Origin of the sequence: Actinokineospora sp. NBRC 105648 (genome assembly GCF_030269645.1) — a bacterium.
GTDB lineage: Bacteria > Actinomycetota > Actinomycetes > Mycobacteriales > Pseudonocardiaceae > Actinokineospora.
Window position 1 is genome coordinate 69,254 of record NZ_BSTR01000018.1, and the last position, 26,369, is coordinate 95,622.

At 71.2% G+C, this 26,369-nt stretch carries 29 protein-coding genes and 4 tRNA genes; 11 read left to right on the forward strand and 22 right to left on the reverse strand.

Annotated features, from left to right (window positions below):
* Positions 1 to 234 precede the first annotated feature (234 nt).
* From rplA to QSK30_RS17835, 13 genes are all read right to left on the reverse strand, one after another.
* Positions 235 to 954, reverse strand: coding sequence for a 50S ribosomal protein L1 (gene rplA, locus QSK30_RS17775; RefSeq protein WP_285504128.1), 720 nt, complete (start codon positions 952 to 954; stop codon positions 235 to 237).
* A 107-nt stretch (positions 955 to 1,061) separates the two neighbouring features.
* Positions 1,062 to 1,493 (reverse strand): 50S ribosomal protein L11, encoded by a 432-nt coding sequence (gene rplK, locus QSK30_RS17780; RefSeq protein ID WP_285504129.1) that lies wholly within the window; start codon positions 1,491 to 1,493, stop codon positions 1,062 to 1,064.
* Positions 1,494 to 1,599: 106 nt separating this feature from the next.
* The gene (nusG, locus tag QSK30_RS17785) at positions 1,600 to 2,361 is read right to left on the reverse strand and encodes a transcription termination/antitermination protein NusG (RefSeq protein WP_285504130.1); all 762 of its coding nucleotides are present in this window, start codon (positions 2,359 to 2,361) and stop codon (positions 1,600 to 1,602) included.
* A 64-nt stretch (positions 2,362 to 2,425) separates the two neighbouring features.
* On the reverse strand, positions 2,426 to 2,854 hold the full coding sequence (gene secE, locus QSK30_RS17790; protein WP_285504132.1) for a preprotein translocase subunit SecE: 429 nt from the start codon (positions 2,852 to 2,854) through the stop codon (positions 2,426 to 2,428).
* Between the two features lie 62 nt (positions 2,855 to 2,916).
* A tRNA-Trp gene (locus tag QSK30_RS17795) sits at positions 2,917 to 2,989 on the reverse strand.
* A 225-nt stretch (positions 2,990 to 3,214) separates the two neighbouring features.
* Positions 3,215 to 4,312, reverse strand: a complete 1,098-nt coding sequence (locus QSK30_RS17800) for an aminotransferase-like domain-containing protein (protein ID WP_285504134.1) — start codon at positions 4,310 to 4,312, stop codon at positions 3,215 to 3,217.
* Between the two features lie 51 nt (positions 4,313 to 4,363).
* Positions 4,364 to 4,768: a MaoC/PaaZ C-terminal domain-containing protein gene (locus QSK30_RS17805; protein ID WP_285504136.1), complete on the reverse strand. Its 405-nt coding sequence runs from the start codon at positions 4,766 to 4,768 to the stop codon at positions 4,364 to 4,366.
* Positions 4,765 to 5,223 carry a MaoC family dehydratase N-terminal domain-containing protein gene (locus QSK30_RS17810; RefSeq protein WP_285504137.1) on the reverse strand — a complete coding sequence of 153 codons (459 nt, stop codon included), beginning with the start codon at positions 5,221 to 5,223 and terminating at the stop codon, positions 4,765 to 4,767. The genes QSK30_RS17805 and QSK30_RS17810 overlap by 4 nt, the downstream gene beginning before the upstream one ends.
* A gap of 84 nt (positions 5,224 to 5,307) precedes the next feature.
* Positions 5,308 to 5,472 (reverse strand): 50S ribosomal protein L33, encoded by a 165-nt coding sequence (gene rpmG, locus QSK30_RS17815; protein ID WP_285504139.1) that lies wholly within the window; start codon positions 5,470 to 5,472, stop codon positions 5,308 to 5,310.
* Positions 5,473 to 5,657: 185 nt separating this feature from the next.
* Positions 5,658 to 5,730 (reverse strand) — tRNA-Met (locus QSK30_RS17820).
* A 62-nt stretch (positions 5,731 to 5,792) separates the two neighbouring features.
* Positions 5,793 to 5,865, reverse strand: a tRNA-Thr gene (locus QSK30_RS17825).
* A 65-nt stretch (positions 5,866 to 5,930) separates the two neighbouring features.
* Positions 5,931 to 8,660 (reverse strand): putative bifunctional diguanylate cyclase/phosphodiesterase, encoded by a 2,730-nt coding sequence (locus QSK30_RS17830; protein WP_285504142.1) that lies wholly within the window; start codon positions 8,658 to 8,660, stop codon positions 5,931 to 5,933.
* Between the two features lie 145 nt (positions 8,661 to 8,805).
* A complete protein-coding gene (locus tag QSK30_RS17835; protein WP_285504143.1) occupies positions 8,806 to 9,591 on the reverse strand; it encodes a PhzF family phenazine biosynthesis protein in 786 nt (261 codons plus the stop codon).
* Between the two features lie 61 nt (positions 9,592 to 9,652).
* Here QSK30_RS17835 and QSK30_RS17840 point away from each other — a divergent pair, with 61 nt between their 5' ends.
* Complete coding sequence (locus QSK30_RS17840; RefSeq protein WP_285504145.1) at positions 9,653 to 10,567, forward strand: GNAT family N-acetyltransferase; 915 nt, start codon at positions 9,653 to 9,655, stop codon at positions 10,565 to 10,567.
* Here QSK30_RS17840 and QSK30_RS17845 read toward each other — a convergent pair.
* A complete protein-coding gene (locus QSK30_RS17845) occupies positions 10,536 to 11,501 on the reverse strand; it encodes a winged helix DNA-binding domain-containing protein (RefSeq protein WP_285504148.1) in 966 nt (321 codons plus the stop codon). The two genes, QSK30_RS17840 and QSK30_RS17845, sit on opposite strands and share 32 nt — an antisense overlap.
* Entirely contained in the window at positions 11,498 to 11,914 is a 417-nt protein-coding gene (locus QSK30_RS17850; RefSeq protein WP_285504150.1) for a VOC family protein, read from the reverse strand. Before QSK30_RS17850 ends, QSK30_RS17845 begins: the two co-directional genes overlap by 4 nt.
* Before the next feature lie 102 nt (positions 11,915 to 12,016).
* Here QSK30_RS17850 and QSK30_RS17855 point away from each other — a divergent pair, with 102 nt between their 5' ends.
* On the forward strand, positions 12,017 to 12,541 hold the full coding sequence (locus QSK30_RS17855) for a sigma-70 family RNA polymerase sigma factor (RefSeq protein ID WP_285504152.1): 525 nt from the start codon (positions 12,017 to 12,019) through the stop codon (positions 12,539 to 12,541).
* Positions 12,538 to 13,755, forward strand: a complete 1,218-nt coding sequence (locus QSK30_RS17860) for a hypothetical protein (protein ID WP_285504154.1) — start codon at positions 12,538 to 12,540, stop codon at positions 13,753 to 13,755. Before QSK30_RS17855 ends, QSK30_RS17860 begins: the two co-directional genes overlap by 4 nt.
* Before the next feature lie 62 nt (positions 13,756 to 13,817).
* Here QSK30_RS17860 and QSK30_RS17865 read toward each other — a convergent pair whose 3' ends face one another.
* The 3 genes from QSK30_RS17865 to QSK30_RS17875 form a co-directional block, all read right to left on the reverse strand.
* Positions 13,818 to 14,369: a hypothetical protein gene (locus QSK30_RS17865; protein ID WP_285504155.1), complete on the reverse strand. Its 552-nt coding sequence runs from the start codon at positions 14,367 to 14,369 to the stop codon at positions 13,818 to 13,820.
* 548 nt (positions 14,370 to 14,917) lie between these two features.
* Entirely contained in the window at positions 14,918 to 15,541 is a 624-nt protein-coding gene (locus tag QSK30_RS17870; RefSeq protein ID WP_285504156.1) for a ScbR family autoregulator-binding transcription factor, read from the reverse strand.
* Positions 15,542 to 15,653: 112 nt separating this feature from the next.
* On the reverse strand, positions 15,654 to 16,283 hold the full coding sequence (locus tag QSK30_RS17875; RefSeq protein ID WP_285504158.1) for a ScbR family autoregulator-binding transcription factor: 630 nt from the start codon (positions 16,281 to 16,283) through the stop codon (positions 15,654 to 15,656).
* 244 nt (positions 16,284 to 16,527) lie between these two features.
* Here QSK30_RS17875 and QSK30_RS17880 point away from each other — a divergent pair, with 244 nt between their 5' ends.
* From QSK30_RS17880 to QSK30_RS17900, 5 genes are all read left to right on the forward strand, one after another.
* On the forward strand, positions 16,528 to 17,412 hold the full coding sequence (locus QSK30_RS17880; RefSeq protein WP_285504160.1) for a ScbA/BarX family gamma-butyrolactone biosynthesis protein: 885 nt from the start codon (positions 16,528 to 16,530) through the stop codon (positions 17,410 to 17,412).
* Positions 17,405 to 18,397 carry an NAD-dependent epimerase/dehydratase family protein gene (locus tag QSK30_RS17885; protein ID WP_285504162.1) on the forward strand — a complete coding sequence of 331 codons (993 nt, stop codon included), beginning with the start codon at positions 17,405 to 17,407 and terminating at the stop codon, positions 18,395 to 18,397. Before QSK30_RS17880 ends, QSK30_RS17885 begins: the two co-directional genes overlap by 8 nt.
* An 81-nt stretch (positions 18,398 to 18,478) precedes the next feature.
* A complete protein-coding gene (gene trpB / locus QSK30_RS17890; protein ID WP_352231585.1) occupies positions 18,479 to 19,678 on the forward strand; it encodes a tryptophan synthase subunit beta in 1,200 nt (399 codons plus the stop codon).
* Complete coding sequence (trpA, locus tag QSK30_RS17895; RefSeq protein WP_285504163.1) at positions 19,675 to 20,445, forward strand: tryptophan synthase subunit alpha; 771 nt, start codon at positions 19,675 to 19,677, stop codon at positions 20,443 to 20,445. The genes trpB and trpA overlap by 4 nt, the downstream gene beginning before the upstream one ends.
* Positions 20,442 to 21,194 carry a GntR family transcriptional regulator gene (locus QSK30_RS17900; protein WP_285504166.1) on the forward strand — a complete coding sequence of 251 codons (753 nt, stop codon included), beginning with the start codon at positions 20,442 to 20,444 and terminating at the stop codon, positions 21,192 to 21,194. Before trpA ends, QSK30_RS17900 begins: the two co-directional genes overlap by 4 nt.
* Positions 21,195 to 21,200: 6 nt before the next feature.
* Here the strand turns inward: QSK30_RS17900 and QSK30_RS17905 are convergent, their stop codons facing one another.
* Positions 21,201 to 21,917: a hypothetical protein gene (locus tag QSK30_RS17905; RefSeq protein WP_285504167.1), complete on the reverse strand. Its 717-nt coding sequence runs from the start codon at positions 21,915 to 21,917 to the stop codon at positions 21,201 to 21,203.
* Between the two features lie 277 nt (positions 21,918 to 22,194).
* On the opposite strand from QSK30_RS17905, the gene QSK30_RS17910 reads away from it, so the two are divergent.
* Positions 22,195 to 22,584 carry a helix-turn-helix domain-containing protein gene (locus QSK30_RS17910; protein WP_285504169.1) on the forward strand — a complete coding sequence of 130 codons (390 nt, stop codon included), beginning with the start codon at positions 22,195 to 22,197 and terminating at the stop codon, positions 22,582 to 22,584.
* A gap of 152 nt (positions 22,585 to 22,736) precedes the next feature.
* On the opposite strand, the gene QSK30_RS17915 is transcribed toward QSK30_RS17910, so the two are convergent.
* Positions 22,737 to 22,817, reverse strand: a tRNA-Tyr gene (locus tag QSK30_RS17915).
* A 153-nt stretch (positions 22,818 to 22,970) separates the two neighbouring features.
* Between QSK30_RS17915 and QSK30_RS17920 the strand changes: the two genes are divergently transcribed.
* A complete protein-coding gene (locus QSK30_RS17920) occupies positions 22,971 to 23,462 on the forward strand; it encodes a YajQ family cyclic di-GMP-binding protein (RefSeq protein ID WP_285504171.1) in 492 nt (163 codons plus the stop codon).
* A 244-nt stretch (positions 23,463 to 23,706) separates the two neighbouring features.
* Positions 23,707 to 24,588: a glucose-1-phosphate thymidylyltransferase RfbA gene (rfbA, locus tag QSK30_RS17925; protein WP_285504172.1), complete on the forward strand. Its 882-nt coding sequence runs from the start codon at positions 23,707 to 23,709 to the stop codon at positions 24,586 to 24,588.
* 5 nt (positions 24,589 to 24,593) lie between these two features.
* Here the strand turns inward: rfbA and htpX are convergent, their stop codons facing one another.
* Both htpX and QSK30_RS17935 read right to left on the reverse strand, forming a co-directional pair.
* On the reverse strand, positions 24,594 to 25,457 hold the full coding sequence (gene htpX / locus QSK30_RS17930; protein ID WP_285504174.1) for a zinc metalloprotease HtpX: 864 nt from the start codon (positions 25,455 to 25,457) through the stop codon (positions 24,594 to 24,596).
* Between the two features lie 85 nt (positions 25,458 to 25,542).
* Positions 25,543 to 26,325, reverse strand: coding sequence for a siderophore-interacting protein (locus QSK30_RS17935; RefSeq protein WP_285504176.1), 783 nt, complete (start codon positions 26,323 to 26,325; stop codon positions 25,543 to 25,545).
* Between the last annotated feature and the right edge of the window lie 44 nt (positions 26,326 to 26,369).

The window sequence follows — 26,369 nt, forward strand, 5'->3', positions numbered from 1 at the left end:
TGGGGAAAAAGGGAGGGGTGAAGGGATCCCCACGCCACAGCAAGTTTGCAGGGTCCCCCACCCCACACAAAGGCAGTCCACCAGATCGAGCAGAGAGCGTCGGGGGCCGCCGGTACCAGCGGAGTCGACTTCTCTTCAAGAACCGCCGAGGGCTGCGGTCCTCCGGCTCCACCTTCTCGTGAAAAGCCAAAAGGGTGGTCCGCCGGAGCGGACCACCCTCTTGTGCCAGCGTGCTTAGACCGACGCGTCCTCTTCGAGGAGGTTGCGCAGGCGGGTCGGGTCGACCGGGATGCCGGGGCCCATGGTGGTGGAGAAGGTGATCTTGCGGAGGAACCGGCCCTTGGCCGCCGAGGGCTTGGCGCGCATGACCTCGTCGAGGGCGGCGGCGTAGTTCTCCACGAGCTTGGCCTGGTCGAAGGAGACCTTGCCGATCACCAGGTGCAGGTTGGACTGCTTGTCCACCCGGAAGTTGATCTTGCCGCCCTTGATCTCGTTGACCGCCTTGGTGACGTCCGGGGTCACCGTGCCGGTCTTCGGGTTCGGCATCAGGCCGCGCGGGCCGAGGATGCGGGCGATGCGACCGACCTTGGCCATCTGGTCGGGGGTGGCGATGGCGGCGTCGAAGTCGAGCCAGCCGCCCTGGATGCGCTCGATCAGGTCTTCGGAGCCGACCGCGTCGGCGCCCGCGGCCTCGGCCTCGGCGGCCTTGTCGCCGGTGGCGAAGACGATGACGCGGGCGGTCTTGCCGGTGCCGTGCGGCAGGTTGACCGTGCCGCGGACCATCTGGTCGGCCTTGCGCGGGTCGACACCGAGCCGGATGGCGACCTCGACGGTCGCGTCCAGCTTCACCTTGGAGGTCTCCTTGGCGAGCTGGGCGGCCTCGAGCGGGCTGTAGAGCCGCTCGCGGTCGATCAGCTCGGCGGCCTCGCGATAGGCCTTGCTGCGCTTTGCCATTGCTGTTCCTAGTCTTGTGTGCGAGCCGGGACAGGAAGTACCCGGTCGTCGCGGATCAGTTGTGGTGCGAGCCGGCGCGTGGCCCTCCCACGGAGTGCGGGGTACTGCTATTCGACCGTGATGCCCATCGAGCGGGCGGTGCCGGCGATGATCTTGGCGGCCTGGTCGATGTCGATCGCGTTCAGGTCGGTCTTCTTGGTCTCGGCGATCTCGCGGACCTGGTCCCAGGTGACCTTGGCGACCTTCTTGACGTGCGGCTCGGCCGAGCCCTTCTCGATCCCGGCGGCCTTGAGCAGCAGCTTGGCCGCGGGCGGGGTCTTGAGCTTGAAGTCGAACGAGCGGTCCTCGAACACGGAGATCTCGACCGGCACCACGGTGCCCCGCTGCGACTCGGTCGCGGCGTTGTAGGCCTTGCAGAACTCCATGATGTTGACGCCGTGCTGGCCCAGCGCGGGGCCGACCGGCGGGGCCGGGTTGGCCAGGCCCGCCTTGATCTGCAGCTTGATGATCGCTGCGAGCTTCTTCTTCTTGGGTGGCATTTCGTGCTTCCTGTTGCAGTCGGGTGCGCCGCCGCCAGGCGGCGCGATGTCCACGGCGGGCGAATGGCTGCGCCCGCCGTGGCCGCCCGGTCCGTGCCCGGACCGGTCAGATCTTGGAGACCTGGGTGAACGAGAGCTCGACCGGGGTCTCCCGGCCGAAGATCGACACCAGGACCTTCAGCTTCTGCCCGTCGGCGTTGACCTCGCTGATCGTGGCGGGCAGCGTGGCGAACGGGCCGTCCATGACGGTGACCGACTCGCCGACCTCGAAGTCGACCTCGACCGCCGGGCCGCGCGAGGCGGCGTTCGACGAGCCCTTGGCCGCGCTCGGCTTGGCCTCCTCGACCTGCGGGAGGAGGAACTTGAGCACCTCGTCGATGGTCAGCGGCGACGGCTTGGAGGTGGCACCGACGAAACCGGTGACCCCCGGGGTGTTGCGGACCGCGGACCAGGAGGCGTCGTTGAGGTCCATCCGGACCAGGATGTAGCCGGGCAGCACCTTGCGCTGCACCAGCTTGCGCTGGCCGTTCTTGATCTCGGTGACCTCTTCGGTCGGCACCTCGACCTGGAAGATGAACTCCTCCTGGTCGAGGGTCTGGATCCGGGTCTCGAGGTTGGTCTTGACCTTGTTCTCGTAGCCCGCGTAGGAGTGCACCACGTACCAGTCACCGGGCGCGGAACGCAGGGCGTCGCGCATCTCGGCGGCCGGGTCGGCGGGGGCCTCGTCGATCGACGGGGCGGTCTCGGGGTCGAACTCCGCAGCCTCGGCCGCCTCGTCGGCGCCACCGTCCTGCTCGGCGCTGATGACCTCGTCGTCGGAGAGGCTGGTGAGGTCGCTCCCGGCGGCGGTGCCGTTCTCGGAGGTCACGGTCGGTCTCGCTTCCTTTCGTGCATCTCGTGTCCCGGCAGGCCGCCGCGCGGAGGGCGCGAACTCAGCCGAAGAGCCAGAACACGCCCTTGCCCAGGGCAAGGTCGAGGCCCGCGACCAGCGCCACCATGAACGCGACGAACACCAGCACCACGGCGGTGTAGGTGACCATCTGCTTGCGCGTGGGCCAGATGACCTTGCGCAGTTCGGCGACGACCTCGCGGAGGAACCGGAAGAGGCGGGCGAAGATCGAGCCCTTCTCCTCCTTGCGGTCGCGGGTGGGAGTCGGGCGGCCCTTGCGGTCCGCGGCGGTGGAGGAGGCGGAGTCGGCCTTCTCGGCGCGGGCCTTGGCCCGCGGCTCCGGCTTGCCCTCGGCGTCCTTGCGCGCGGCGGGGCGAGCCGTGCCGCGGCGCTCACGCCGGGCAGCGGCGGTGACCGGACGAGAGGGACGCTCCTGCGCCTGCCCCTCTTCCCGCTCCTTGTCCTCGGCCACGCCATCCTCCACTCAGTGGGTTCCCGGTCCGGCGCGGGATCAGCCGGACCGGACGTCAAACGCAGGGGCGACAGGAATCGAACCTGCAACCTGCGGTTTTGGAGACCGCTGCTCTGCCAATTGAGCTACACCCCTTCGCGGGCCACCAAGGGCTTGACCCACGTTCGGACACACACTTGACCATCCCCACCATAGTAGCCACCACCGGATCAGCGCTGGAGGCGAGCCACCGCGGGGACGGTCAGGTCGTTCCAAGCACGGGAGCATACGGCACCGCCGCGCCCGCCTCGAAATCGATCCCGCCGCGAGCTGCTGACCTGCCGGTTCGCCGCGACCGCGGTCACGGCGAACCGGCGCCGGTCAGCCCTGCAGCGAGCGCAGCGCCGCGGCCAGGCGGGAGACGCCCTCTTCGATCTGGTCGACGCGCACCCCCGAGTAGGCCAGGCGCAGGGTCGACTCCCCGCCCTCGAGCAGGAAGTCGGTGCCCTTGACGAAGGTGACCCCGAGCGCCTCGGCGGCCGGGAGCAGCTTGGCCACGTCGACGCCCTCGCCGAGGTCGACCCACATGAAGTAGCCGCCCTCGGGGGCGGTGAACCTCGCCTGCGGCAGGTGCCGGGACAGCGCGTCGCAGAGGGTCTTGACCCGCTCGGCGAGCGCGGCGTTCACCACGGCCACCGACCGGTCGACGCCGCCGTCGGCGGTGAACCGGTGCACGATCGCCTGGGCGAGCATGTTCGGCGAGATGTAGGTGTTGGTCGCGCGCACGCGCACCCGGCCCACCAGCTCGGCCGAGCCGACGATGTAGCCGACCCGGACACCGGGGGCCACCGTCTTGGAGAACGAGCTGGCGTAGACCACGCGGCCGCGGCCCTCGTCGAGCTCGAGCATGGTCGGCAGCGGCTCGCCGGCGAAGCGGATCTTGACGTACGGGTCGTCCTCGAAGATGACGAAGTCGTACTGCCCGGCCAGCTCCAGCAAGCGCTTGCGCTTGGCCAGGCTCAGCGTGTAGCCGGCCGGGTTCTGGAAGTTCGGGATGATGTGGGCGAAGGTCGGGCGCAGGCCGCCCTCGAGCAGGCCCGCGAGCTCCTCGACATCGATCCCGTCGACGTCCAGGGACACCGGGCGCACGTCGGCGTCGCGGTCGCGCAGGCCCAGCAGGGTGCGGTCGTAGGTGGGGCGCTCCACGACGACCGGCTGCCCCGCGACGACGAGCTCGTCGAAGAGGAACGCGTCGGCCTGCATGGAGCCGTTGGTGACCAGCACCTGGTCCTCGGCGACGCCGTGCCACTCGGCGAGCAGCTTGCGCAGCGGGGGGTAGCCGATCGCGGTGCCGTAACCGAGGGCACCGCCGGGGTCTTGCGTGAGTGCGGCGTCCGCGGCGGCCTTGAGGCCTGCCACATCGATGATGTCGAGGGAGGGGGCGCCGCGGGCGAAAGAGATGAGTTCAGATGCCGTCACGCGTGAAATCTAGATGAACCGCCCCCGGCGGATGAGCCGGGGGCGGAGTGCTCAAGCGGGCCGGACGATCGCGATCGCCTTGCCCAGGACCGAGCGGCCGTCGAACTTGGCGTCCAGGTTGACCCGGACGGTGCCGTCGTCGTTGACCGCTCCGATCTTGCCGGTCAGCTCCAGCAGCGCGCCGGTGTCGTCGTTGGGGACCACCACGGGGCGGGTGAAGCGGGCCGAGTAGGTGACCAGCTCGCCCAGCCCCCACGCGGTGAGCACCCGGCCCGCCAGGGCCATGGTGAGCATGCCGTGCGCGATCACGTCGGGCAGCCCGACGCCGCGGGCGAACGCCTCGTTCCAGTGGATCGGGTTGAAGTCGAGCGCGGCCCCGGCGTAGCGCACGAGGTCGGCCCGGGTGATGTGGGTGGACAGCGGCGGCAGCACGTCGCCGACGGTGAGCTCGCTCATTCGCCCGCCTCCTCGGCGTCGCGCACGACCAACTGCGCCCGCGCGGTGACCCGCGGTTCGCCGCCCTCGGTCGCGATGTCGGCCCGCAGGGTGATGAAGTCGTTGCCCGCCCGGCTCATGATCGCCTCGACGGTGCTGGTGACCAGCAGCCGGTCCCCGGCCACCACCGGCGAGTGGTAGGCGAAGCTCTGGTCGCCGTGCACCATCCGGCTGTAGTCCAGCCCGAGGTCCGGGTCGCTGACGATCCGGTTGATCGCCGCCAGGTTCACGATCGTGGTGAACGTCGGCGGCGCCACCACGTCGGTGTACCCGAGGGCCCGGGCGGCCTCGGCGTCGACGTACTCCGGCCGCGGGTCGCCGATCGCCTCCGCGAACTCGCGGATCTTGGCCCGCCCCACCTCGTACACCGACTCCGGCGGGTACGTCCGCCCCACAAACGACTGATCAAGCGCCACGGACGAACCCTACCCAAGCCACGACGAGGGCCGGCCCACCCAGGGGTGGACCGGCCCTCGTCGAACTCGTGGGGAACTCGCAGGTCAGCGAGTTTCCTTGTGCAGGTTGTGCGTCTTGCAGTTCGGGCAGAACTTCTTCATCTCCAGGCGATCCGGGTCGTTGCGCCGGTTCTTCTTGGTGATGTAGTTCCGGTGCTTGCAGACCTCACACGCCAGCGTGATCTTCGGCCGCACGTCAGTAGAGGCCACGACAACACCCTTCCAAACTAGTGCCCGATCCCCGCCCGAACACCAGAGTCCCGGGAAGGCCGCCAGGCCGACCCCGGCGGGGGTCCGGGGGCTAGCCCCCGGCTGGGGGTCTGGGGGCTCGGCCCCCAGAACAATGCCGAAGCGATCCAGTCGATGCTCTCCATCGACACAGGTCGCCCATCGCGTAGCGGTGGCCGGACTTGAACCGGCGACACAGCGATTATGAGCCGCTTGCTCTACCGACTGAGCTACACCGCTTTGACATGGATCAAGCCGCGCCACACCGCCGATGTTCCCGGTGTACCGCGGCCGAACCGTCGAGCCCCTTTACGGAATCGAACCGTAGACCTTCTCCTTACCATGGAGACGCTCTGCCGACTGAGCTAAAGGGGCCTTGTCCCTGGGGACGGGCGTAACTTTACACATACCCCCGCAGAGCTCCAAAACGGGGGGTGGGCCTAGGAGAGCAAGGTCAGCACGGTCTCGTCGCGCAGGCCCCTGGCCTGCGTGGTCCTGGCCTGCAGCCACGCTTCCAGCCTGCTCTCGGAGAGCGGGCGGGAGATCAAGTAGCCCTGCGCGACGTCGCAACCCATGCCCGCCAACTGGTCCCGGGCGGCGTCGTCCTCGACACCCTCGGCCACCACGGTCAGACCGAGTGAGTGACCGAGCTCCACGATCGAGCGGACCACCGCCAGGTCGCCGAGATCGGTGCCCATGCCGAGCACGAAGCTCTTGTCGATCTTGACCTCGTCGACCGGCAGCTGGCGCAGGTAGGCCAGCGAGGAGTAGCCGGTGCCGAAGTCGTCCACGGCCAGCACCACGCCGAGGGCGTGCAGCCTGCGCAGCACCGGCAGGGCGCGCTGCGGGTCGGCCATCACGCCCGACTCGGTCAGCTCCAGGGTGAGCAGCTCCGGCGGGACACCGTGCAGTTCCAGGGCCTCGGCGACGCGGTCGGGGAAGGCCGGGTCATCGAGGCTGCGCACGGACAGGTTGACCGCCGCGGCGATCCGCAGGCCGCGGTCCATCCACTTGCGCACCCGGATCAGCGACTGGTCCATCACGAACCCGGTGAGCGCGTCGACCAGGCCCGCCGCCTCGACCGCGGGCACGAACTCGTCCGGGTCGAGCCTGCCGAACTCGGGGTGGCGCCAGCGGACCAGCGCCTCCACGCCGAGCACCTGGCGGCTCGGCAGCGCGACCTTGGGCTGGTAGTGGACCTTGACCTGGCCGCTCTCCAGCGCCGAGCGGAACTGGGTGACCAGCTGGAAGCGGCGCAGGAAGATCTGGCCCATGGTGGGCAGGTAGGCGCGCACGGTGTCGCCGCCGGAGCGGGCCGCGCGCAGCGCCACGTCGGCGCGCTGGAGCAGGGCGTCGACGTCGAGCTCGAGCGCCGCGCCGTCGCCCTCGCCCGAGCGCGGGGTGGAGTAGCCGACGACGGAGTTCGCCTCGACGGTGAGCCGGTCCACCGGGTACGGCGCGGCCAGCCCGGCGCGCAGCCGCTCGGCGATGGCCTGCGCCTCGTCGGGGGTGGTCTCGGTGAGCAGGACGGCGAACTGGCCGCCCTCGAGCCGGGCCAGCGGCACGTCCGGGCCGAGCGCGTCGCGCAGCCTGCGGCCCGCGGCGACGACCATCCGGTCGCTCCACGCGTAGCCGAGGGCGTCGCTGACGGTGGAGAGCACGTCGAGGTCGATGCGCAGCACGACCGACTCGTGGTGCTGGCGCAGGGGTTCGCCCGCGATGCGACGGAAGCCCGGGCGGTTGAGCAGGCCGGTCAGCGGGTCGTGGTAGGCGTCGTGGCGCAGGGTGGCGAGCAGCCTGCGGTTGTCCATCGCGGTGGCCAGGTGGCTGGCCATGGTGCCGATGAGCCGGTTGTCCGCCTGGCCGAAACCGCGCCAGCGGGAGAGCTTGTCGTGCGCCTCGACCACGCCGAGCAGGTGGCTCGCGCTGCGCAGCGGCACGACCAGGGCCTCGTCGGCGCCGCGGCGCAGCAGCGCGTGGCGGACCTCGGGGACCGAGTCGCCGCGGCGGAAGTGCCGCACGTGCGAGCCGGGCAGCCGCAGCAGCGCGTCGGCCCGGGAACCGGTGGCCTCGACCTGGTGGACGTCGGCGGGCAGCTCGTCGCCGGAGACCACGGTGTGCAGCGGCAGCTGCGGGTCGAAGCGCAGCCGCAGCACGATCCGGGCGGCGCCGAGCTGGTCCTTGATCCGGTCGGCGATGACCTGCCACTCGTCGTTGTCGGTCACCTCGGCCAGCTCGGCCGGGTCGGCCAGGCCGAGGGACGGCTTGGCGGCGGCCTGGTGCCCGGAGCGGGCGACGACCAGGCTGACCTCGGAGAGCGCCTCGAGGTCGCGCTGCTCGCGGAGCAGCCCGGAGTAGGCGATGTAGAGCGCGGAGAGACCGCCGAGAGCGAGTACCAGCAGGGGCCAGCCAGCCTCGGCGTGCACCACGACCTGGTAGCCCACCACGCCCATCGAGGCGTTGACCAGGCCGAGGACCAGGGTGCGCAGGACCAGGCGGACGGCGGCGCCCAGGCGCATCCGGCGGCCGAGGATGCGGACGCAGACCAGCGCCAGCAGGGTGCTGGAGAGCGGCGCGGCCAGCGCGCCGGCGAGCACACCGGCCCAGGCGGGCCCGTAGCCCAGCGAGTTGACCCAGGCGGCCACGGCGAAGGCGCAGGTGATCTCGAAGACCATGGCGCCGGCGTTGTAGAGGATGCGGTCCTGGACCTTGCGGACCAGCAGGGTGCCGACGCCCGCGAGCAGGTGGGCGGCGAGCACGACCTCGAACGGGGCGACGAACAGACCGATGACGAGCGGGATCTCGGAGAAGGAGATCGTCCAGGACACGCCGGTGCGGACGTCGACGTTGATCGCGAGCTGCTCGGCGAGCAGGAACCCGAGCGCCAGCAGCACCCCGATCCAGATGACCCCCGGGCGCTCCTGCGGCGCCAGCCGCCAGGAGACCAGCGCGGCGGCGGTGATCGCCGAGACCAGGATCAAGATGGAGAAGGCGAGGAAGCGGCGGTTGGGCGCGGGGTCCTCGACGAGCCACTGCTGGCCCTCGGGCTGCCCCTGCGCCGCTCGGCCCTCGGCCGGAACGCCTTGGGCCGGTTGGCCGCCGACCGGTCGGCCCACCGCGGTCGGCGCACCTGCCGGACGCTGATCGGCCGCGCCAGGGTGGTCCGGCATGCAACCTCCTCGAACGGCCGATGAGTGGCCCCTGCTGGCCCGTACCCGCGCATGGCAGGTCCCCCGACGGCGAGCTGACTGTACCCCGATCAGGCGAAAGAGGCACGTGTGCTAGTTACTCCCGGACACCAACTTTTGTCCGGGCTCAGCAGGTGAGACGGCCGCTGAGAACGGTGACAGCGCGACCGGTGAGGCGTACGCGCGCGCCGTCGACGGCCACCCCGACGGTGCCGCCCCGGGCCGAGAGCTGCTTGCCGACCAGCAACGACTTGCCGAGTTCCGGCGCCCAGTAGGCGGCCAGGGTGCAGTGCGCCGAGCCGGTGACCGGGTCCTCGTCGACCCCGACCGCCGGGTAGAAGCAGCGGCTCACGAAGTCGGCGGGGTGATCACCGGAAGCGGTGACAATCACTCCTCTGGCGGATTCCCGCGCGAACGCAGCGAGATCAGGTCGCAGGGCCCGCACCTCGTCGGCACTGGCGACCCGGACCAGGAAGTCCTCCCGGCCGCGGGCGACCTGCTCGATGGTGACCCCGGGCAGCGCGGCGACCAGCACCGGCGGTGGCTCGACCGGCTGCAGCGTGTCGGCGGGGAGGTCGAGCTCGATGCCGTTCGCGGTCGGGGTGCAGGTCAGCACGCCGCTGCGGGTGGCGAACCGCCGCTCGCCGCCCAGCACGTGCGCCGCGGCCAGGGTCGCGTGGCCGCACAGGTCGACCTCGGCCACCGGGGTGAACCAGCGCAGCGGGATCGGGTCGGTCCCGCGCACGTCGGCGAACGCGGTCTCGGAGAGGTTGAGCTCGGCGGCCACGGCTTGGCGCCAGTCGTCGTCGCGGTCCTCGGTCAGCAGCACGACCCCGGCCGGGTTGCCGCGGAACGGTTGGTCGGTGAACGCGTCGACGACGTGCACCTCGGGCGCTGTCCTGGGTCCGGCCATGCCCGCGACGTTACTGCGCTCCGCTGACCCCGGTCGGCCGCGAATGGCCTTGAATGTCGGGGTGCAGCCAGAGGAGATCGCCGAAGAGCACGCCGCGCGCCTGCTGGCGCTGGACCCGTTGCTGCCCGCGCCGCCGCCGCTGGCGCCCGGGGCGGGCACGCCGCTGAGCGTGCCCGGTGGGGCGGCGGTGGCCTGGTACCAGGAGTTGGCGGTGGGCACGGCGGCGCGGACGTGGGAACCGAGTCGCAAGCACAACCTGGAGGTGCGGCTGGCCGGGGCGCACCAGGCGAGCAGCCTGGGCGCGTTGCTGGACCAGTGGTTCGACCTGGTCTACAGCTCGGTGGAGCCCGGTGACACCGACTGCGCGGCGGTGGTCGAGCTGCCCAGCCGGGACACCGAGGCGGTGTTGGCGTTGGTGCGCCGGGGTTTCTCGCCGGTGAGCGTGATCGCGGTCCGGCGCGCGGGTCGCCCGGGACCTGCCGGGGATTCGGGCGCGCGGATCCGCGCCGCGACCGCGGCCGACCTGGACGCGGCGCTGGCGCTGAACCTTGAGGTAGTGGCCTACGACGCCCCCTTCGGCAAGATCACCCCGCGCGAAGACACCGCGGAGGCGCTGCGCAACCAACTGGTCTACCTGCTGGGGTTGGCCGAACCGGTGGTGTGGGTGGCCGAGCGGGACGGGCGGGCGGTGGGACTGGTGCACGTCCAACTGCCGCCGACCTCGTCGTGGGCGCAGCGCTACACCGCCGCCGACGGTGTGGGGTACCTGGCGTGCCTCGGGGTGACGGCGTCCGAGCGCGGCAGCGGGGTGGGCAGCGCGTTGGCCGCGCACGCGCACGCGGTCTTCGACGCAGCGGGCCTGCCGGTGACCTTGCTGCACCACGCGCTGCCCAACCCGCGCTCGACCCCGTTCTGGTACGCGCACGGCTACCGTCCACTGTGGACTACCTGGCTGCGTCGCCCGGTCCGCCGCTGAGGAAGCGGGCCAGGTCGGCGGCCTCGGCGGCGACGTCGACCGGCGGGTCGGTCAGCACACCGGCCCCGGTCTGCTTCCAGGTGGCGACCACCCGGCCGTCGACCAGGACGGTGGGCATGATGAACCCGCCTCCCGCCTGGACGCGCTTGGCCAGCTCCGGCGGGACAACGCCGTCGCGGGAGCGGTAACCGAGCAGGTAGCCGTCGAAGTGGCCGAGGAGCCGGACGGTGCGCCCGGGGTCCGGCGGGATCGGCGGTTGGTCGAGGCCGCGGAACGCCGTGCGCGCCTTGCCCAGCGGCAAACCGGACCAGGCGGCGAAGTCCTCGGCGGTGGCAGGCGCGTGGCCCGCGAGGTAGCGCTCGGCGAGGCGGGCGAGGGCCACCGGTTCGTCCACCGCCGGCCCGGGGTCGAAGCGGACGTAGGTGGGCTCGGTGTCCGAGCGGTCCGGTCCGCGCCGGATCCGGCCGGTCATCGCGGCGTAGCTGATCAGGTGCGCCGGGGCCTGGGTCTTGGCGTCGAGGGCGATGCCCGCGGCGGCCAGGTCGGCGAGCAGCTCGGCCCGACTGCGCGGGACGTCGGTGGTGATCACCTCGGCGGCCTGCTCGACCAGGGCGTCGTCCAGGCCGAGGCGGTGGCGGCGACCGCGCAGACCGTGCGCGAAGCGCGGCCCGAGCAGCTGCACGACCCAGCCCGCGTCCTCGGTGGCGAGCATGTGCAGGGTGCCGCGCATCGCCCAGGTGCGGACCACCGCGCCCGCGGCGCACGCATCGTCCACATCGGACTTGACCAGCCCGCCCGTGCGCGCCCGCACCGCCAGCCGGGCGGCGCGCACGTCCTGCGACTGCACCGCGAGCACGCGCCGGACCGCCTCGACCGCGGTGCTCGACCGCGGCCCGGCCAAGCCCTGGGCCACCGTGCGGGCGACCAGGCTCATCGGGCGAACAGCAGCCCGGGATCGGCCAGCGCCTTGAACTCCAGCGCGTTGCCCGCCGGGTCGCGCAGGAACATCGTCCACTGCTCCCCCGGCTCGCCGGCGAAGCGGACGTAGGGCTCGATCACGAACTCGGTGCCCACCGCGCGCAGCCGATCGGCGAGCTCGTGGAAGGCGGGCACGTCGAGCACCAGGCCGAAGTGCGGCACCGGCACGCCGTGGCCGTCGACCGGGTTGGTCGCGGCGTCCCCGCGCGCGGGTGCGAGGTGGGTGACGAGCTGGTGGCCCGCCAGGTCCCAGTCGACCCAGGTGTCGCTGTCGCGGCCCTGGGGACAGCCCAGGACGACGCCGTAGAAGTGCCGGGCCGCGGCGAGGTCGTCGACCGGTATGGCCAGGTGGAAGGCGGGCTTGCTCATGGCCAGACGGTAGCGCGGAAGTTTTCCGCCGACCTTGGCAACCTTTCCCGCCGCGGCACGGTCTAGGGGGTGAACGGGAGCGACGGCGGGGGAGGTGGCGGTGTGCGGGGCGGCGATCTGGACTTCGACGGGTTCGTCCGCGAGCGCTACGACCAGCTGCTCCGCTACGCCGTCATGCTCACCGGCCGCCGGTGGGACGCCGAGGAGATAGTGCAGGAGGCGTTGCTGCGTTGTTTGCGGCGGTGGCGTCGGGTGCCGGCGGACAACGCGGTCGCTTATGCCCGTAAGGCGATCTATCACGAGTTCTTGCGGGTGGCGAAGCGGAAACCGCAGGTGCCGTTGGACGAGCTGACCGAGCAGCTGGACCTGGAGGACTTCTCCGGGGCGGTGGTCGACCGCGACCACGTCTTGATCATGTTGCAGCAGCTGCCGCCCCGGCAGCGGGCCGCGGTGCTCGCGCGGGTGGTGCACGACCTGTCCGAGGCGCAGGCCGCGGTCGAGCTGGACTGCTCGGTCGGCACCGTGAAGTCGCTGACCAGCCGGGGGATGGCCCGGGTCAGGCAGCTGTGGGGACAGGGGCAGTGGGGGCAGGAGCAGGCGGCCGCACCGGGAAGGAGGGGGTCATGATCGCTGAGGAGCAGGACCGCACCGTCAGCAGGCTGCGGCAGGAGCTGGGCACCGTGGACGTGCGCAGCAGGTCCGACCACCTCGACCGGGTGCTGCGGCAGGTGCACGGGCGCAGGCGCGAGCAGCGCCAGCAGCGCTTGCAGATGCTGGCCGCGATGGCCGTCGTGGTGCTCGCCGTGGCGGGGGCGTTCGTGGTGATGTGGCGGACCGCCGACGGCCCGGACCAGGTGGAGACCGCCTCGGTGCTGGACTGGCCGGTGCGCGGCGACCGGGCGGGCGACCAAGACCTGTTGTCCCGGGCCGAGGCCGCGTGGCGCGGGTCGGCGCGCGGTCCGGGCGGGCCGGTGCGCGCGGTGTACGCGGGCACCTCGCCCAACCGGGCGGCCAGTTTCCTGGTGGTGGCGCTGGTGTCGCCGGGCACCGCGGGCCGCGACCGGGTGGCGTTCGTGACCACCCCGGTGAGCGTGACCGGGAAGCCGGACGCGCGGCGGCTGCTGGTGCGGTCGGTGACCACGGTCGACGCGACCCAGCGCGGCATCGGCTTCCTGGCCGCGCACGCGGCGGGCGGCGACGAGCCGATCAGCGGCGGCGCCACCATCGGCGTGGCCATCGCCGCGCCGGGGGCCGCCGAGATCGAGGTGCGCACCTCCCTGCTCGACGACCAGGCCGACACCCCCGAGATCGAGCCGGGCGTGCTGTGGCCGGTGTTCGAGACCGGGGTCGGGGCGTGGAACTCCGGGATGACGGTGACCTCGGGCGGTCGGCCCGCGTCCTTCCGGCTCGCCGCCGGGGTCGACGACGCGCGGACCGAGCCGGTGGCGCTGCGCACCGTGGACTCGACGCTGCGCGCGATCGGCGACGACGTGCGCCCCGGCGACCTGATCGCGACCCCCGAGGGGGTGCTGGGTGTGGTCCGCGACGCCACCGGCACGGTCGACACCCGGCTGACCGCGATCGGTCAGGTCGGCCTGGTCCGGTTGGCGATCTCCACCGTGCCCGGCCGCTTCGTCGACGGACCCGGTGGGACCACGCTGTTCGAGGCGACCGGGCCGGGTGAGTTCACCTCGGGCAACCGGGTGCTGCTGGTCGGGCGGGACCGCCCGGAGCTGTCGTTCAACGTCGCCCGGTTGTCCCGCTCGGGCGGTCTGTGGCAGGCCGAGCGGGTCGTCGACCCGCTGCGGACGAGCGCGGTGATGAGGATCGAGAACCCATGAGAAGACCACCGAGCAGGACGGGGACGGGGCGGCAGGGGCTGCCCCGCCCCCGGACCTGCCGATCAGCTGGCCGAGGCCCAGCCGTTGCCCCACACCCGGGCGCCGGGGCCCCAGTCCTTGGTGAGCTTGAAGAAGTGCTCGTGGTAGGGGTAGAGGCCGGTCCAGCAGTAGCCGTAGTAGCTGCCGTTGAGGGAGTAGCGGACCGGCACGCCGACCCGGGTGTCGGTGCCGAACGCGTTCCAGATCTCGACTCTGATCTCCTTGGCGAAGTAGGTCGGGTCGGTGCTGCCGGTGCCGCGCAGGCTCACGCACACCTTGCCGCCGCTGGTCGGCCAGAAGGTGCGCGAGGCCAGCGTGGAGCTGAAGTCGTAGGAGAAGTTGAAGGGCAGGCTGACCGCCTGGGCCGCCACCCCCGCGCCGGTGGGCCGGTCGGTGCCGTCGTCGGGCACCAGCGGCAGATCGGGTGCCCCGGGGATTGGTCGCCCCGCGGTGACCTTGGCGACTTCGGTCGGGTCCTTGTCCTTGTCCCGCGGCTCGGCGGTGGCTTGGGCGGCGCACGCCAGAACCGCGAGTATTGACAGGACCAGGGCAGCGAAACGCTTTATCGATGACATGGGATAACCCCCGAACTTCGATTCCGGAAGACAGGAAAGGAAAGCTAGCCAGTGCACATGGTGGTCCACGTCCCGCAATCGGGTGACACCGGCGTCAAATGTGCTATTGACCGGCAACAATGCAGCGAATGACGGAACCGGCAATGACCGACGAGAGTAGCCCGCGCGGCCGTTCGGCTGAATGGGTTTATTCTGTGAATTACCGGGAGCCACCACCGGCTGGGCCATGCGGGTCCGCGCGCCGCCCGACTGGCGCCCGGGGCGCGGCCGGGCCGGGTGCCAGTGTGGCCCACGCGGACCGACCTGCGGCTATTCGACGTATTCGGTTAAGGCAGCCCGCGGGTCCGGCCTGCTGAACCGCAAAGATTTCCGCCGGGTTGGCTCCCCCGCGGAAATCGCGCTCCCATCGCGCCGCCCTCGCGTGCGATGTGAGCGCGGGGGACCGGCCGCACTGTGCAGGGGTGCGGCCGGTCCCACCACCTTTCGTCGATTCACTGTGATCATTGTGAAAAGCCGCCCAGGGCCGTGGAAATCCCGACCGGAACGGGTCAGGCGTCCTCGAACCGGCTGCCCCACATGCCCTCCGGGCTGAACCCGGTCGCGTCCGCGCCCGCCAGCGCGGGCAGCAGCATCCGCCACATCTCGGTCAGGCTGCGCGGGAGGTCGACGCCGTCGCGGCGGTGCCACCAGACCAGCTCCAGGCCGACGGCGACCGCGGTAACCAGGGTGGCCTGCAGCTCGACCGCGGGCGGGTCGGCCAGCGGCGAGTCCGCGGCCCGCAGGAAGTGGTCGACCGCGGCGCACCAGTGCTGCAGGAACGGGTCGCGGCGGTCACCGGCGCGGGCCAACCGCAGGCTGGCCCGCACGGTTGGCTCGCTCTGCAGCCAGCCGACCAGCGCGTGCGTCAGGTCGATCACCGACTGCAGCGCGGGCCGCTCGGCGGTGGCCAGCTTGCCGACCAGCTCGGCCACCAGGTCGCAGGCCTCGTTCTGCACGGCCCGGCAGATCTCGTCCTTGGAGGCGAAGTGGAAGTACAGCGCGCCCTTGGTGACCCCGCCCGCGCGGCAGATCCGGTCCAGGCTGGCACCGGCGTAGCCGTGCCGGGCGAACTCCTCGGCCGCGGCCTCCACCAGGTGCGATCGGGTGAGCTCGGAACGCGCCTGCCTCGGCATCAGCCCACCCGCCGGATCGATAACGAGCCCAAGAAGTCCATCGCGGTCGCTCCCCCTGTCGGCACGTCGGGAGCACAGTACAAAACCGACCGCGCGGTTTGTCAAGGCGGTCTCAGGCCGAGATGGCGGCCGCCCCTGACTCCACAATGGACTTGAAGCGGGCGCTGCGCCGGGGTGGGACCAGGCCGGGGAGCACGATCTGCCACATGTCGCGCATCCGGTCGGCCAGGTCCGCCCGGCCCGCGAGCACCTGCGAGGTGGTCTGCACCCCGGTGAACGAGGCGACCATGAACGCCGCGACCGCGTCCGGCTCGAGCCCCTCGCGCAGGTCGCCGTCCTGCTGGGCGGCGACCAGGCAGTCCCGGCACAGCGCGATCCACCAGCGGTAGGCGTCCGGCGCGGGCGAGGTGAAGGTGCCCTGCTCGATCACCAGCCGGATGCCCGCGCGCACCCGCACGTCCTCGCGCAGGCTCTCCGCCATCCGGAAGCTGAGCTCGATGAGCGTGCGCAGCCCGAGCTCGGCGCCCTGCGCGGTGTCCCAGACCCCGAACTGCTCGTCGATCAGCGCCTGGGCGAGCTCCTCCTTGGAGGCGAAGTGGAAGTACAGCGCGCCCTTGGTGACCCCGGCCTTGACCAGGATGTCCGATAGGCTGGCGGCCGCGAATCCGTGCTCGTCGAACACCGCCGCGGCCGCGTCCAGGATGACCGCTCTGGTCCGCTCTGCCCGTTCTTGGCGTGGCACAGGCCAATCCCTCCGAAAGTCCCTAACTGGGTTACCCACCGGTGGTGCAAGATGCGCGCGAAGCGCAACGCAGAGCGTAGCCCAAACTTCTGGCGAATCTTGAAAGAAAACCGTCCGGTAGGTATTAGCTTATTGGTGTCCCGCACGCCCAGGTGGGGCCAGGCACGAGGGGGAACCGATGGCGTCCATGATGGCGGACGAGAGAAACGGCGCCGCGGGGCCATTACCCCACGCGGGGCCGTCCATGTACGAACAGACGGTCCCGCGGCACCTCGTCCACCGTTCGGCGGTGTCGGAGGTGTTCCTGACCGGGTTCCAGCAGGTCGGCGTCGACACCTTCCACGTCGCGGCGCAGTGGCCGCGGGCCCACACCTTCTTCGGCCCGCGCAACCCGACCACGCACGACCCGCTGCTGTTCGTCGAGACCATCCGCCAGGCCGGGCTGCTGGTGGCCCACCGCGGCCTGGCCGTGCCCCTCGACCACCGGTTCCTCTCCCACCACAAGACCTACGACATCGACCCCGAGGGGCTGGTCGTGGGCAGGCGCCCGACCGACGTGCTGCTGGTGGTGACCGTGCCCGCGGGCCCGCCCGCGCAGGCCCGGCGGATGATGCGGTTCAGCTGCCACCGCGACGGCGAACTGGTCGCGACCGCGGCGGTGCAGTGGAGCTGCCTGAGCGACGGGTCCTACCGCCGGGTGCGCGGCGACCGGATCACCTGCGGCCAGACCCCGACCGAGCCCGCGGCGGGCCCGGTGCCGCCGCGGTCGGTGGGCCGCGTGCGCGCCGAGGACGTCGTGCTCACCCCGACGCCGGTCGACCGGGCCTGGTCGCTGCGGGTGGACACCCGGCACCCGGTGATGTTCGACCACCCCACCGACCACGTGCCGGGCATGGTGGCGGTGGAGGCGGCGCGGCAGGCGGCGATGCTCACCATGGGCACCCCCGACGCGCTGCCGGTGGCCGCGCGCTTCGGGTTCCACCGGTTCATCGAGTACGACGAGCCGTGCGTGGTGGCGGCCGATCCGCCGGTGGTCGTCGACCACGACCGCACGGAGGTCGCGGTGCGGCTCACCCAGGGCCGCGACGTCGCGGTGGACGGTGTCCTTACGCTTGTCAGGCATGACTGAGTCTGCGCTGTTGAGTTGCCCCACCGACCTCGGGCAGGTCCTGGTGACCGGTGGCACCGGCTTCATCGGCTCGGCGGTGGTGCGCGCGCTGCTGGGGGCCGGGGTGAGTCCCGCCAAGACCAGGGTGCTCTCCCGGCGCGGCCTGCCGGAGTGGATGAGCGCGGTCGGCGTCCGGTCGGTGCGCGCCGACCTGCCCGATCCGTCCGGTGTGGACAGTGCGGTGGCCGGGGTGGACACGGTGCTGCACCTGGCCGCACACGTCGGCTCGGACCCGCGGCGCTGCGACGCGGTGAACATCGGCGGCACCCGGGCGATCCTGAGCGCGGCGCGCCGGGCCGGGGTGCGCCGGACGGTCCAGCTGAGCACGTCCTCGGTGTACGGCGAGTCCGTCCACAGAGGACACCGCGAGGTGGAGATCACGCCCGCGCCCGCCTCGGCCACCAGCCGCTCCCGGCTGGCCGCCGAGGAGGTGGCGCTCGGCGAGGGGTCGATCGTGCTGCGCCCGCACCTGGTCTACGGCGCGGGCGACCGGTGGTTCGTCCCCACCCTGGCCCGGGTGCTGCGCGCCGTCCCGACCTGGGTCGACGGCGGCACCGCGCTGGCCTCGCTGGTGGCGGTGGACGACCTGGGCGCGGCCATCGCGCGGCTGGCCGACCCGGCGGTGGACCTCGAGCCGGGCGCGATCCTGCACGTGAACCACCCGGTGCCGGTGAGCATGCGGTGGCTGATCAGCTCGCTGGCGGCGTGGACCGGCTTCCCGCTGCCGTCGGGCTCGCTGCCCCGCGCCGAGCACCGGGAGCGCACGCGGCGGGCGCTGCCGTGGCTGACCGACCACCAGTTCTCGCTCTTCGCCGACGACCACTACTACGACAGCACCCGCATCTGGACCGCGACCGGCGTCGACCCCGGCCCCGGGCCCGGGGTGCGGCTGGCGGCGGCCGCGGGCTGGTACCGGGAGACCCTCGCGGGCGCCAACTCGAACTGAGGGTCATAAAGTTCTAGAACTCTTGGCGGTTGTGAGCTACCGTCTGCGTCATAGAGTTCTAGAACTTTAAGGGAGGCTCCCGTGCGTGACGCACCCGCGGTGGATCGCATCCGCGCTGGTCAGATGGCCGAGCCCAGCACGGCGGGCCGCTTCGGCGGGTTCGGCGGCCGGTTCGTGCCCGAGTCGCTGGTACCCGCGTGCCAGGAGGTCGAGCGGGCCTTCCGCGAGGCGTGGGCCGACCCCCGCTTCCGCGGCCAGCTGGACCGGCTGCTCGCCGGCTACGCGGGCAGGCCCACGGCGCTGACCCCGGCGTGGCGGCTCTCGGGTGACCTCGGGATCACCCTGCTGCTCAAGCGCGAGGACCTGGCGCACACCGGGTCCCACAAGATCAACAACGTCCTCGGCCAGGCGCTGCTGGCCCGGCGGATGGGCAAGACCCGGCTGATCGCCGAGACCGGCGCGGGCCAGCACGGTGTGGCCACCGCGACCGCCGCCGCGCTGCTGGGGATGCGCGCCACGGTGTTCATGGGCCAGCGGGACATCGAGCGGCAGGCGTTGAACGTGTTCCGGATGGAGATGCTGGGCGCCGAGGTCGTGCCGGTCACCTCCGGCAGCCGCACGCTCAAGGACTCGTGCAACGAGGCCATGCGGCACTGGGTGGGCGCCGTCGAGGACTCCTACTACTGCATCGGCTCGGTCATGGGACCGCACCCGTACCCGTGGATGGTCCGCGAGTTCCAGCGGGTCATCGGCGACGAGGCCCGCACGCAATGCGCGACGGAACTCCCCGCTGCCGTCCCGGACTACGTGGTCGCCTGCGTCGGCGGCGGGTCGAACGCGGCGGGCACGTTCGCCGGGTTCGTCGACACCTCGGCCCGGCTGATCGGCGTCGAGGCGGCGGGCGGTGCCGCGATGACCGATGGCGCCGTGGGTGTCCTGCACGGCTTCCGGTCCCGGGTGCTGCAGGACGACCAGGGGCAGATCGCCGAGGCGCACTCCGTCGCCGCCGGACTCGACTACCCGGGGATCGGGCCGGAGCACGCACATCTGGGTGAACTCGGTCGAGCGACATACGTGACCGTCGGCGACGACGAGGTGGTCGCCGCCGTGCACCGGCTGGCCCGCAGCGAGGGCATCCTCTGCGCGCTGGAGTCGGCCCACGCCGTCGCCTGGGTCATCCGCGCCGCCGAGTCGGGAGAGCTGCCACCGGGGGCGACCGTGCTGCTCACGCTGTCCGGCCGGGGCGACAAGGACATGAGCGCACTGATGGAGCTGGCATGACCCTCGAGACCCACCTGCGCGCCGTCCGGGAAGGCGGCCGCACCGCACTGGTCCCCTACGTCACCGGCGGCATCACCGAGTCGTGGACCGATCTCCTGGCCGCGTACGAGGCGGCGGGCGCGGACGCGATCGAGATCGGCCTGCCGTTCTCCGACCCCATGCTCGACGGCGTCACCATCCAGGAGGCATCGGACCGGTCACTCGCCCGGGGGACCACGGTCGAGTCGATCCTGTCCGACCTGGCGGGGATCTCGGTCGGCATCCCCTTGATCGCCATGACCTACGCCAACCTGGCCCTGCGGGACGGCTTCTGCGCCCGGCTGCGCGCCGCGGGCGTCGTGGCCCTGGTGGTCCCGGACGTCCCGTTGGACGAGGTGTCGGACCTGGAGCGGTCCGCGGCGGCGGCAGGGGTGGAACTGGTCCTGTTGGCCGCACCGTCGACCCCGCCCGCCAAACTCCCGGAGATCGCCACCCGCAGCCGAGGTTTCCTGTACGCAATCAGCCGCATGGGCACCACCGGCGAAGCAGGTGAACTCGCCGAGTCGGCCACCGTCCTCGCGGACGCGATCCGCAACGCGACAGATCTCCCGGTCCTGGTCGGCTTCGGCGTCTCCACCCCCGCGCACGCCGTCCACGCGGCCCGCCACGCCGACGGCGTCGTGGTCGCGTCCACGCTGATGCGCGCGCTCCTCGACGGCGCCACGCCGAGCGAAGTCGGGGCCCGAGTGGCGGCGATGCGCACCGCCCTGGACACAATGGCCCCATGAGCGAACGGCGGCGTACCCCCAAGTACGCCGCCATCGCCGAAGACCTGACCACCAAGATCCACAACGGCGAGTACGCCCCGGGCACGGCACTGCCCGGCCAGCACGAGCTGAGCGCCCACTACGGCGTCACCCTCATGACCCTCCGCCAGGCCTTGAGAGTGCTGGCGGACGACGGGTTGATCTCCCAGGAACCCGGCCGCGGCACCTTCGTACGGTCCCCCACCGCCGCCTACCGCTTGGAGTCCCTGCGCAGCATCGGCGACGACCTGCGCGCCCAAGGTCTGCCGTTGACCACCCGCGTTATCCACCGGAGCGTGCGCGCCCTCCCGGTGGGGATCGCCGACATCTTGGCCGCGCCAGGCGGTACCGGCCTGCGCCTGGAACGCGTCCGCGAGATCGGCGGGCGGCCAGCCGTGCACCAGGTCTCGTGGGTCCCCGCCCCGCACGGCCCCACCATCCGCGACCAGGACTTCACCGCGGTGTCGCTGTACGAGGCCTTGGCATCGGTGGGCGCCCAGGTCCACACCGCCACTGAACGCCTGATCCCGGTGGCCCTGCCCGCGCCGGTCGCCGCGCTGCTGGACCGGCCCCCGGGCACCCCGACCTTCCAGAGCAACCGCACCACCCACGCCGCCGACGGCACCCCACTGGTCCACGACCAGGCCACCATCCTCGGCGACCTCATGGAAATCCGCACCGAGCGCTCCGTCCACACCCAAACCGTGCACTGGACCCCCGCCACGCCCTGAGGACAGTCACAGCCCAACCGGCACCATCCCCAAGCCGGGCGGAAGGTGCAGCCAGGCCGTGGACTCCGCGTCCCACCCGGTCAACACCGCCGCCCCACACGGTGCGACAACCGGGACGTACTGCGCGGTGAGAAGACCGCTTACAGTCAGATGCACGGCATCGATGTCCTCGGCCGCTTGAGCCCAGTGCACCCGGGTGCTGCCGTTCACCGAGCGCGGATAGTGGTTCACGAGGCGCTCGTAGTCGGCCGGGGACCCGATGGTGAACACCCTGACGGCCGCCGGGTCGAAGGTGACGGTGAACAGCTGCCTGTCGTGGCCGAACTCCGCCCACTCGCCCCACTGCCAGGTGCTGGTCCCGTCGGGGAGGAACGAGGAGGTCCACAGCGCGCCACCCGGCTTGTCGTCAGCCGCGGTTCCGTCGACCAGCGAGATCGCACGCGGGGCCGCGTCGTCGGCGAACCGCGATTGAGGCGAGCGCAGCGCGGCGTCGCCGAGGGGACCGGTCGACACGCGCCGCAGGACGGCCGCGGCCATGTCCTCGATCTCGGGCGCGGGCCGGGCGGTGAACTCGCGGCCGGAGTGCCGCAGGGACGCCGCGAAGGTGACGTGCCGGTAGAGGTCAACGTCGGCGAGGTGGTCGACCTGGTCGGTGTCGGCGAGGAAGTCGCGCAGGAGCAGGCACAGTTCGATGAGCACGGGACTGCGGACGTGATCGACCACGAGCAACCCTCGAAGTGCCTAGGCGGCTGGAGTACCCGACTGTAGCCACGCGGGGCGCGGGGCATCGCACGCTCGCTCGCACCCCGCGGCGGACTAGCAACTGACGGGCACGATCCCGTCTGGCGGCTGTGCTCGTGCCGCCGCCGCTTTGGGCTCCAGTCCCAATACCTCTTCATGCCTTTACAGTTGATCACCACGCTGCTGGTCGCGTTACCTGCGTCCACGAGCAATTCGATCCCGCGCTAATGTCGCCCAGAGTCGGAACGCGGAGGAATACGTGGACGAGGATTGGTCGGCGGTCGCGACGGCCATCAAGTCGCGGTTGCGTGAACTCAATCTGGGCCAGCGGAAGCTCGCGGAGCGGTCGCAGGTCTCGCAGGCCATCATCCGCGAACTGGAGAACCACACAGTCGAACGCCGCCGCAACACCAAGACCCTCGAAGCGCTGTCCCTCGCCCTCGAATGGCACCCCGGCCACCTGGCCGCCGTGCTGTCGGGCCGGACACCGCTCAAGCCCGGCGAGACCGGCGACATGACCAGCGACCTGATCCTGTCCAGACTGGAGGCAATCCAAGATCGCCTCGACGACATGAACGACCGCCTCGAAGCACTCACCACGGACGTCATCAGCCTGGTTCACCAGAACGAGCAGCCCGACCGCCGGTAGGCCGTACCTCCGGGAAACTCGCCGGTCTGGACGCCCTGCGGGGCTGACGGGCCTACAGGACTTCGGCCACCCATGGCCTGCCGGTTCTGGTCAGACAGCGCGAAAAGCCCCTGTGACTTAAAAGCACAGGTCACAGGGGCTTTTGGCTGGCGTGGCGGGTAGAGGATTCGAACCTCTGTAGCTTTCGCGACGGATTTACAGTCCGCTCCCATTGGCCGCTCGGGCAACCCGCCGGGTGTCCGGTGCGACCGGACGGCAGGAACCTTACCCAACCGATCGGGGGGACTTCCACGGGGTACCCCCTGCGCGGCGCGGGGGTGGGTGGGGGTGGCGGCGGTAGCATGCGGGCCGTCCTGAGATCCCCTGATCGCGGAGGTGCGTGGCACGTGGCGGACCCGTCATTCGACGTGGTGAGCAAGGTCGACCGGCAAGAGGTGGACAACGCGCTCAACCAGGCGGCGAAGGAGTTGGCCACCCGGTTCGACTTCCGCAACACCGGGGCGCAGGTGAGCTGGTCGGGCGAGGAGGCGATCGCCTTCGAGGCCGAGACCGAGGAGCGGTGCGCGGCCGCGATCGAGGTGTTCAAGGAGAAGCTGATCAAGCGCGGCATCTCCCAGAAGGCCTTCGACATCGAGGAGCCCGCGCTCTCCGGCAAGGTCTACAAGGTCACCGGCACGCTCGTGCAGGGCATCTCCTCGGAGAAGGCCAAGGAGATCGCCAAGAAGGTCCGCGACGAGGGCCCCAAGGGCGTCCAGGCGCAGATCCAGGGCGACCAGCTCCGGGTCACCGGCAAGAAGAAGGACGCGCTGCAGGACGTCATCACCCTGCTCAAGGGCGCCGACTTCGGGATCGCGATCCAGTTCACCAACTACCGCTGACCGGCGGGGGCGGCGGTCTCGGGACCTGAGACCGCCGCGTCACCCGGCTGCCGTGCAGGCACGTGGCGAGGGACTCGTAACTCCACGCTCCGTGAGGACGATTCACTCAGGGGTGTGGGGACGAACAGGGGTCGACAAGGGCTGCCGCGGCAACCGGACGCGTCGGTAGCCTCGACGGCGGAACCCGTGCCCGAGCCGCGCTGAGCACTCTCGGCGCGGGTCCAGCCACGACAGGAGCCGTGTGATGAAGGGCATCGTCCTCGCAGGTGGTAGCGGGACCAGGCTGCACCCGATCACCCAGGCGGTGTCCAAGCAGCTGCTCCCGGTCTACGACAAGCCGATGATCTACTACCCGCTCTCGGTGCTCATGCTGGCCGGGATCCGGGAGATCCTCATCATCTCGACCCCGGCGGACCTGCCGAACTTCCGCCGCCTGCTGGGCGAGGGCACCCAGTACGGGCTGAGCTTCTCCTACGCCGAACAGGCCCACCCGAACGGTCTGGCCGAGGCGTTCATCATCGGCGACGAGTTCATCGGCGACGACGACGTGGCCCTGGTCCTGGGCGACAACATCTTCTTCGGCACCGGGTTCTCGCAGCTCATGCAGGCCAACATCAGCGCGATCGACGGCGCGGTGCTCTTCGGCTACCCGGTCAAGGATCCCGAGCGCTACGGCGTCGGCGAGGTCGACGAGACCGGCACGCTGCTCTCGATCGAGGAGAAGCCCGCCGTGCCCAAGTCGAACCGGGCGATCACCGGGCTGTACTTCTACGACAACGACGTGGTCAAGATCGCCAAGAACCTCACCCCGTCCGCGCGCGGCGAGCTGGAGATCACCGACGTCAACCTGGAGTACCTGCGCCAGGGCCGGGCCAAGCTGCTCGACCTCGGTCGCGGTTTCGCCTGGCTGGACACCGGAACGCACGACTCGCTGCTCGAGGCCGGGCAGTTCGTGCAGGTCCTGGAGCACCGCACCGGCGTGCGGGTGGCGTGCCTGGAGGAGATCGCGCTCGACCGCGGCTACATCACCGCGGACGAGTGCTACGCGCTGGGCGCGAAGCTGGCGAAGTCCGGCTACGGCGAGTACGTGATGAACCTGGCCAAGGCCGCGGGCGCCACTGGCTGACCGGATCAGAGCCGGTCGTCGGCCATCCGCTCCAGGCGGGCGACGCGGTCGGCGATCGGCGGGTGCGTCGAGAAGTGCCGGGAGAGGCCCTCGCCGGGGCGGAACGGGTTCGCGATCATCAGGTGCGACTGCGCGGCGACCGCGGGTTCCGGCGCAAGAGGGGCCAGCTGCGTACCTGCGTCGAGTTTGCGAAGAGCGGACGCGAGCCCTAAGGGGTCTCCGGTGAGCTGAGCACCGGATTCGTCGGCCTGGTACTCGCGGGAACGGCTTACCGCCATCTGCACGATGGTGGCGGCGATGGGCCCTAAGAGGGCCACGAGGATCAGCGCGATGGGGTTGGCTCGGTCTTCGTCGTCGTCACCGAAGATGCCCGCGAACATCGCGAGGCTTGCGAGCATGCTGACGACGCTCGCCAGCGCGCCAGCGACGCAGGAGATCAGGATGTCGCGGTTGTAGACGTGCGAAAGCTCGTGCGCCAAGACTCCGCGTAGTTCGCGTTCGTCAAGCAGGTCTAAGAGGCCGGTGGTGCAGCAGACGGCGGCGTTGCGCGGGCTGCGGCCGGTAGCGAAGGCGTTGGGGGCCTCCGTGGGGCTCAGGTAGAGCCGCGGCATCGGCTGGCGGGCGGTGGTGGCCAGTTCACGGACTATCCGATACAGAGCGGGCTGCTCGGCCTGGGAGACCGGCCGCGCGTGCATCGCGCGCAGGGCCAGCTTGTCGGAGTTGAAGTAGGTGAAGCCGTTGACCCCGAGGGCCAGGACGATGCCGATCATCAGGGCAGTGCGGCCGAACAACGAGCTGACCAGCAGGATCAGCGCCGTCATACCGCTCAGGAGGAGTGCGGTCTTCAGCCCGTTGAAATGCCCGTGCACACGCCCCTCCTCCGGTGTCAAGTCGCCGTGTGGCCCGGAAGGTTCAACGCCCACAGCGGGTGAGAAGTTCCAACCGGACAGTCGCTCAGTTGCCGCTCTCGCCCAACCGCCAGTACGTCGTCGGACGTACCCGTTGGCGCGGGTAACCGCGTTCGTCCAAGAGGTGCGCTCTTATCGCCAGCATCGCCGTGCGCTCACCGGCCATCCACACTTCCGGTAGCCCATCTGGCAGCAACGCGGCTCTTATCGCGTCCACCAAGACCGTGCTCTCGCCAGCGGCTGCGCCATCACGGTGCAGCCAGGTAACCCCCGCGATCGACTGCTCTTCGGCAGAATCGGCTACCTCCACGAACGCCAAAGCGCGCTTACCGTCGGGGAGAGCGCTAAGAATCGCCGTAATCGCCGGTAGCGCTGTCTCGTCTCCAGCAAGCAGGTACCAGTCCGCTGCGGGGTCCGGCTGGTAGGCGGGCGAGGGACCCACGAAGATCATCTCGTCGCCGGGCACCACGCGCTCGGCCCAGGCGGACGCGGGGCCCGAGTCGCCGTGCAGGACGAAGTCGAAGTCGACCTCGTTGGTCGCCGGGTCGTGCCTGCGGATGGTGTAGGTCCTGGTCAGCGGCCTGACCTGGGACCACAGCGCGCGGGCCGACTCGAGCGTGAGCGGTTCCGGCAGGTCGGTGCCCGGCGGGTAGAAGTAGAGCATCACGTTCTGGTCGGTGCCCGCGCCCGCGAGATCGGCCAGGGAGTCGTGCTGGACGGTGACCCGCGCGAAGTGCGGGGTCACGCGCTCGACGCGGATGACGGGGACGCGCCAGAGGCGGGTCTCCTGCCTGCGGGAGCGCCTGCGGGCTTCGGGTCTCGTGCTCATCGCCACCATCCTCGCGCCCGTGACACGGCTGCTGCGGCCGGGTT

What these genes read in the sequence shown, in the direction of transcription:
- QSK30_RS17865 (WP_285504155.1), bottom strand. Translation starts at nt 14,369, where the DNA reads ATGTCATCGATAAAGCGTTTCGCTGCCCTGGTCCTGTCAATACTCGCG.
- QSK30_RS17830 (WP_285504142.1), bottom strand. Translation starts at nt 8,660, where the DNA reads ATGCCGGACCACCCTGGCGCGGCCGATCAGCGTCCGGCAGGTGCGCCG.
- QSK30_RS17885 (WP_285504162.1), top strand. Translation starts at nt 17,405, where the DNA reads ATGACTGAGTCTGCGCTGTTGAGTTGCCCCACCGACCTCGGGCAGGTC.
- QSK30_RS17935 (WP_285504176.1), bottom strand. Translation starts at nt 26,325, where the DNA reads ATGAGCACGAGACCCGAAGCCCGCAGGCGCTCCCGCAGGCAGGAGACC.
- QSK30_RS17860 (WP_285504154.1), top strand. Translation starts at nt 12,538, where the DNA reads ATGATCGCTGAGGAGCAGGACCGCACCGTCAGCAGGCTGCGGCAGGAG.
- rplK (WP_285504129.1), bottom strand. Translation starts at nt 1,493, where the DNA reads ATGCCACCCAAGAAGAAGAAGCTCGCAGCGATCATCAAGCTGCAGATC.
- QSK30_RS17870 (WP_285504156.1), bottom strand. Translation starts at nt 15,541, where the DNA reads ATGCCGAGGCAGGCGCGTTCCGAGCTCACCCGATCGCACCTGGTGGAG.
- QSK30_RS17880 (WP_285504160.1), top strand. Translation starts at nt 16,528, where the DNA reads ATGTACGAACAGACGGTCCCGCGGCACCTCGTCCACCGTTCGGCGGTG.
- QSK30_RS17805 (WP_285504136.1), bottom strand. Translation starts at nt 4,768, where the DNA reads ATGAGCGAGCTCACCGTCGGCGACGTGCTGCCGCCGCTGTCCACCCAC.
- rfbA (WP_285504172.1), top strand. Translation starts at nt 23,707, where the DNA reads ATGAAGGGCATCGTCCTCGCAGGTGGTAGCGGGACCAGGCTGCACCCG.
- rplA (WP_285504128.1), bottom strand. Translation starts at nt 954, where the DNA reads ATGGCAAAGCGCAGCAAGGCCTATCGCGAGGCCGCCGAGCTGATCGAC.
- QSK30_RS17900 (WP_285504166.1), top strand. Translation starts at nt 20,442, where the DNA reads ATGAGCGAACGGCGGCGTACCCCCAAGTACGCCGCCATCGCCGAAGAC.
- QSK30_RS17835 (WP_285504143.1), bottom strand. Translation starts at nt 9,591, where the DNA reads ATGGCCGGACCCAGGACAGCGCCCGAGGTGCACGTCGTCGACGCGTTC.
- QSK30_RS17845 (WP_285504148.1), bottom strand. Translation starts at nt 11,501, where the DNA reads ATGAGCCTGGTCGCCCGCACGGTGGCCCAGGGCTTGGCCGGGCCGCGG.
- QSK30_RS17850 (WP_285504150.1), bottom strand. Translation starts at nt 11,914, where the DNA reads ATGAGCAAGCCCGCCTTCCACCTGGCCATACCGGTCGACGACCTCGCC.
- trpA (WP_285504163.1), top strand. Translation starts at nt 19,675, where the DNA reads ATGACCCTCGAGACCCACCTGCGCGCCGTCCGGGAAGGCGGCCGCACC.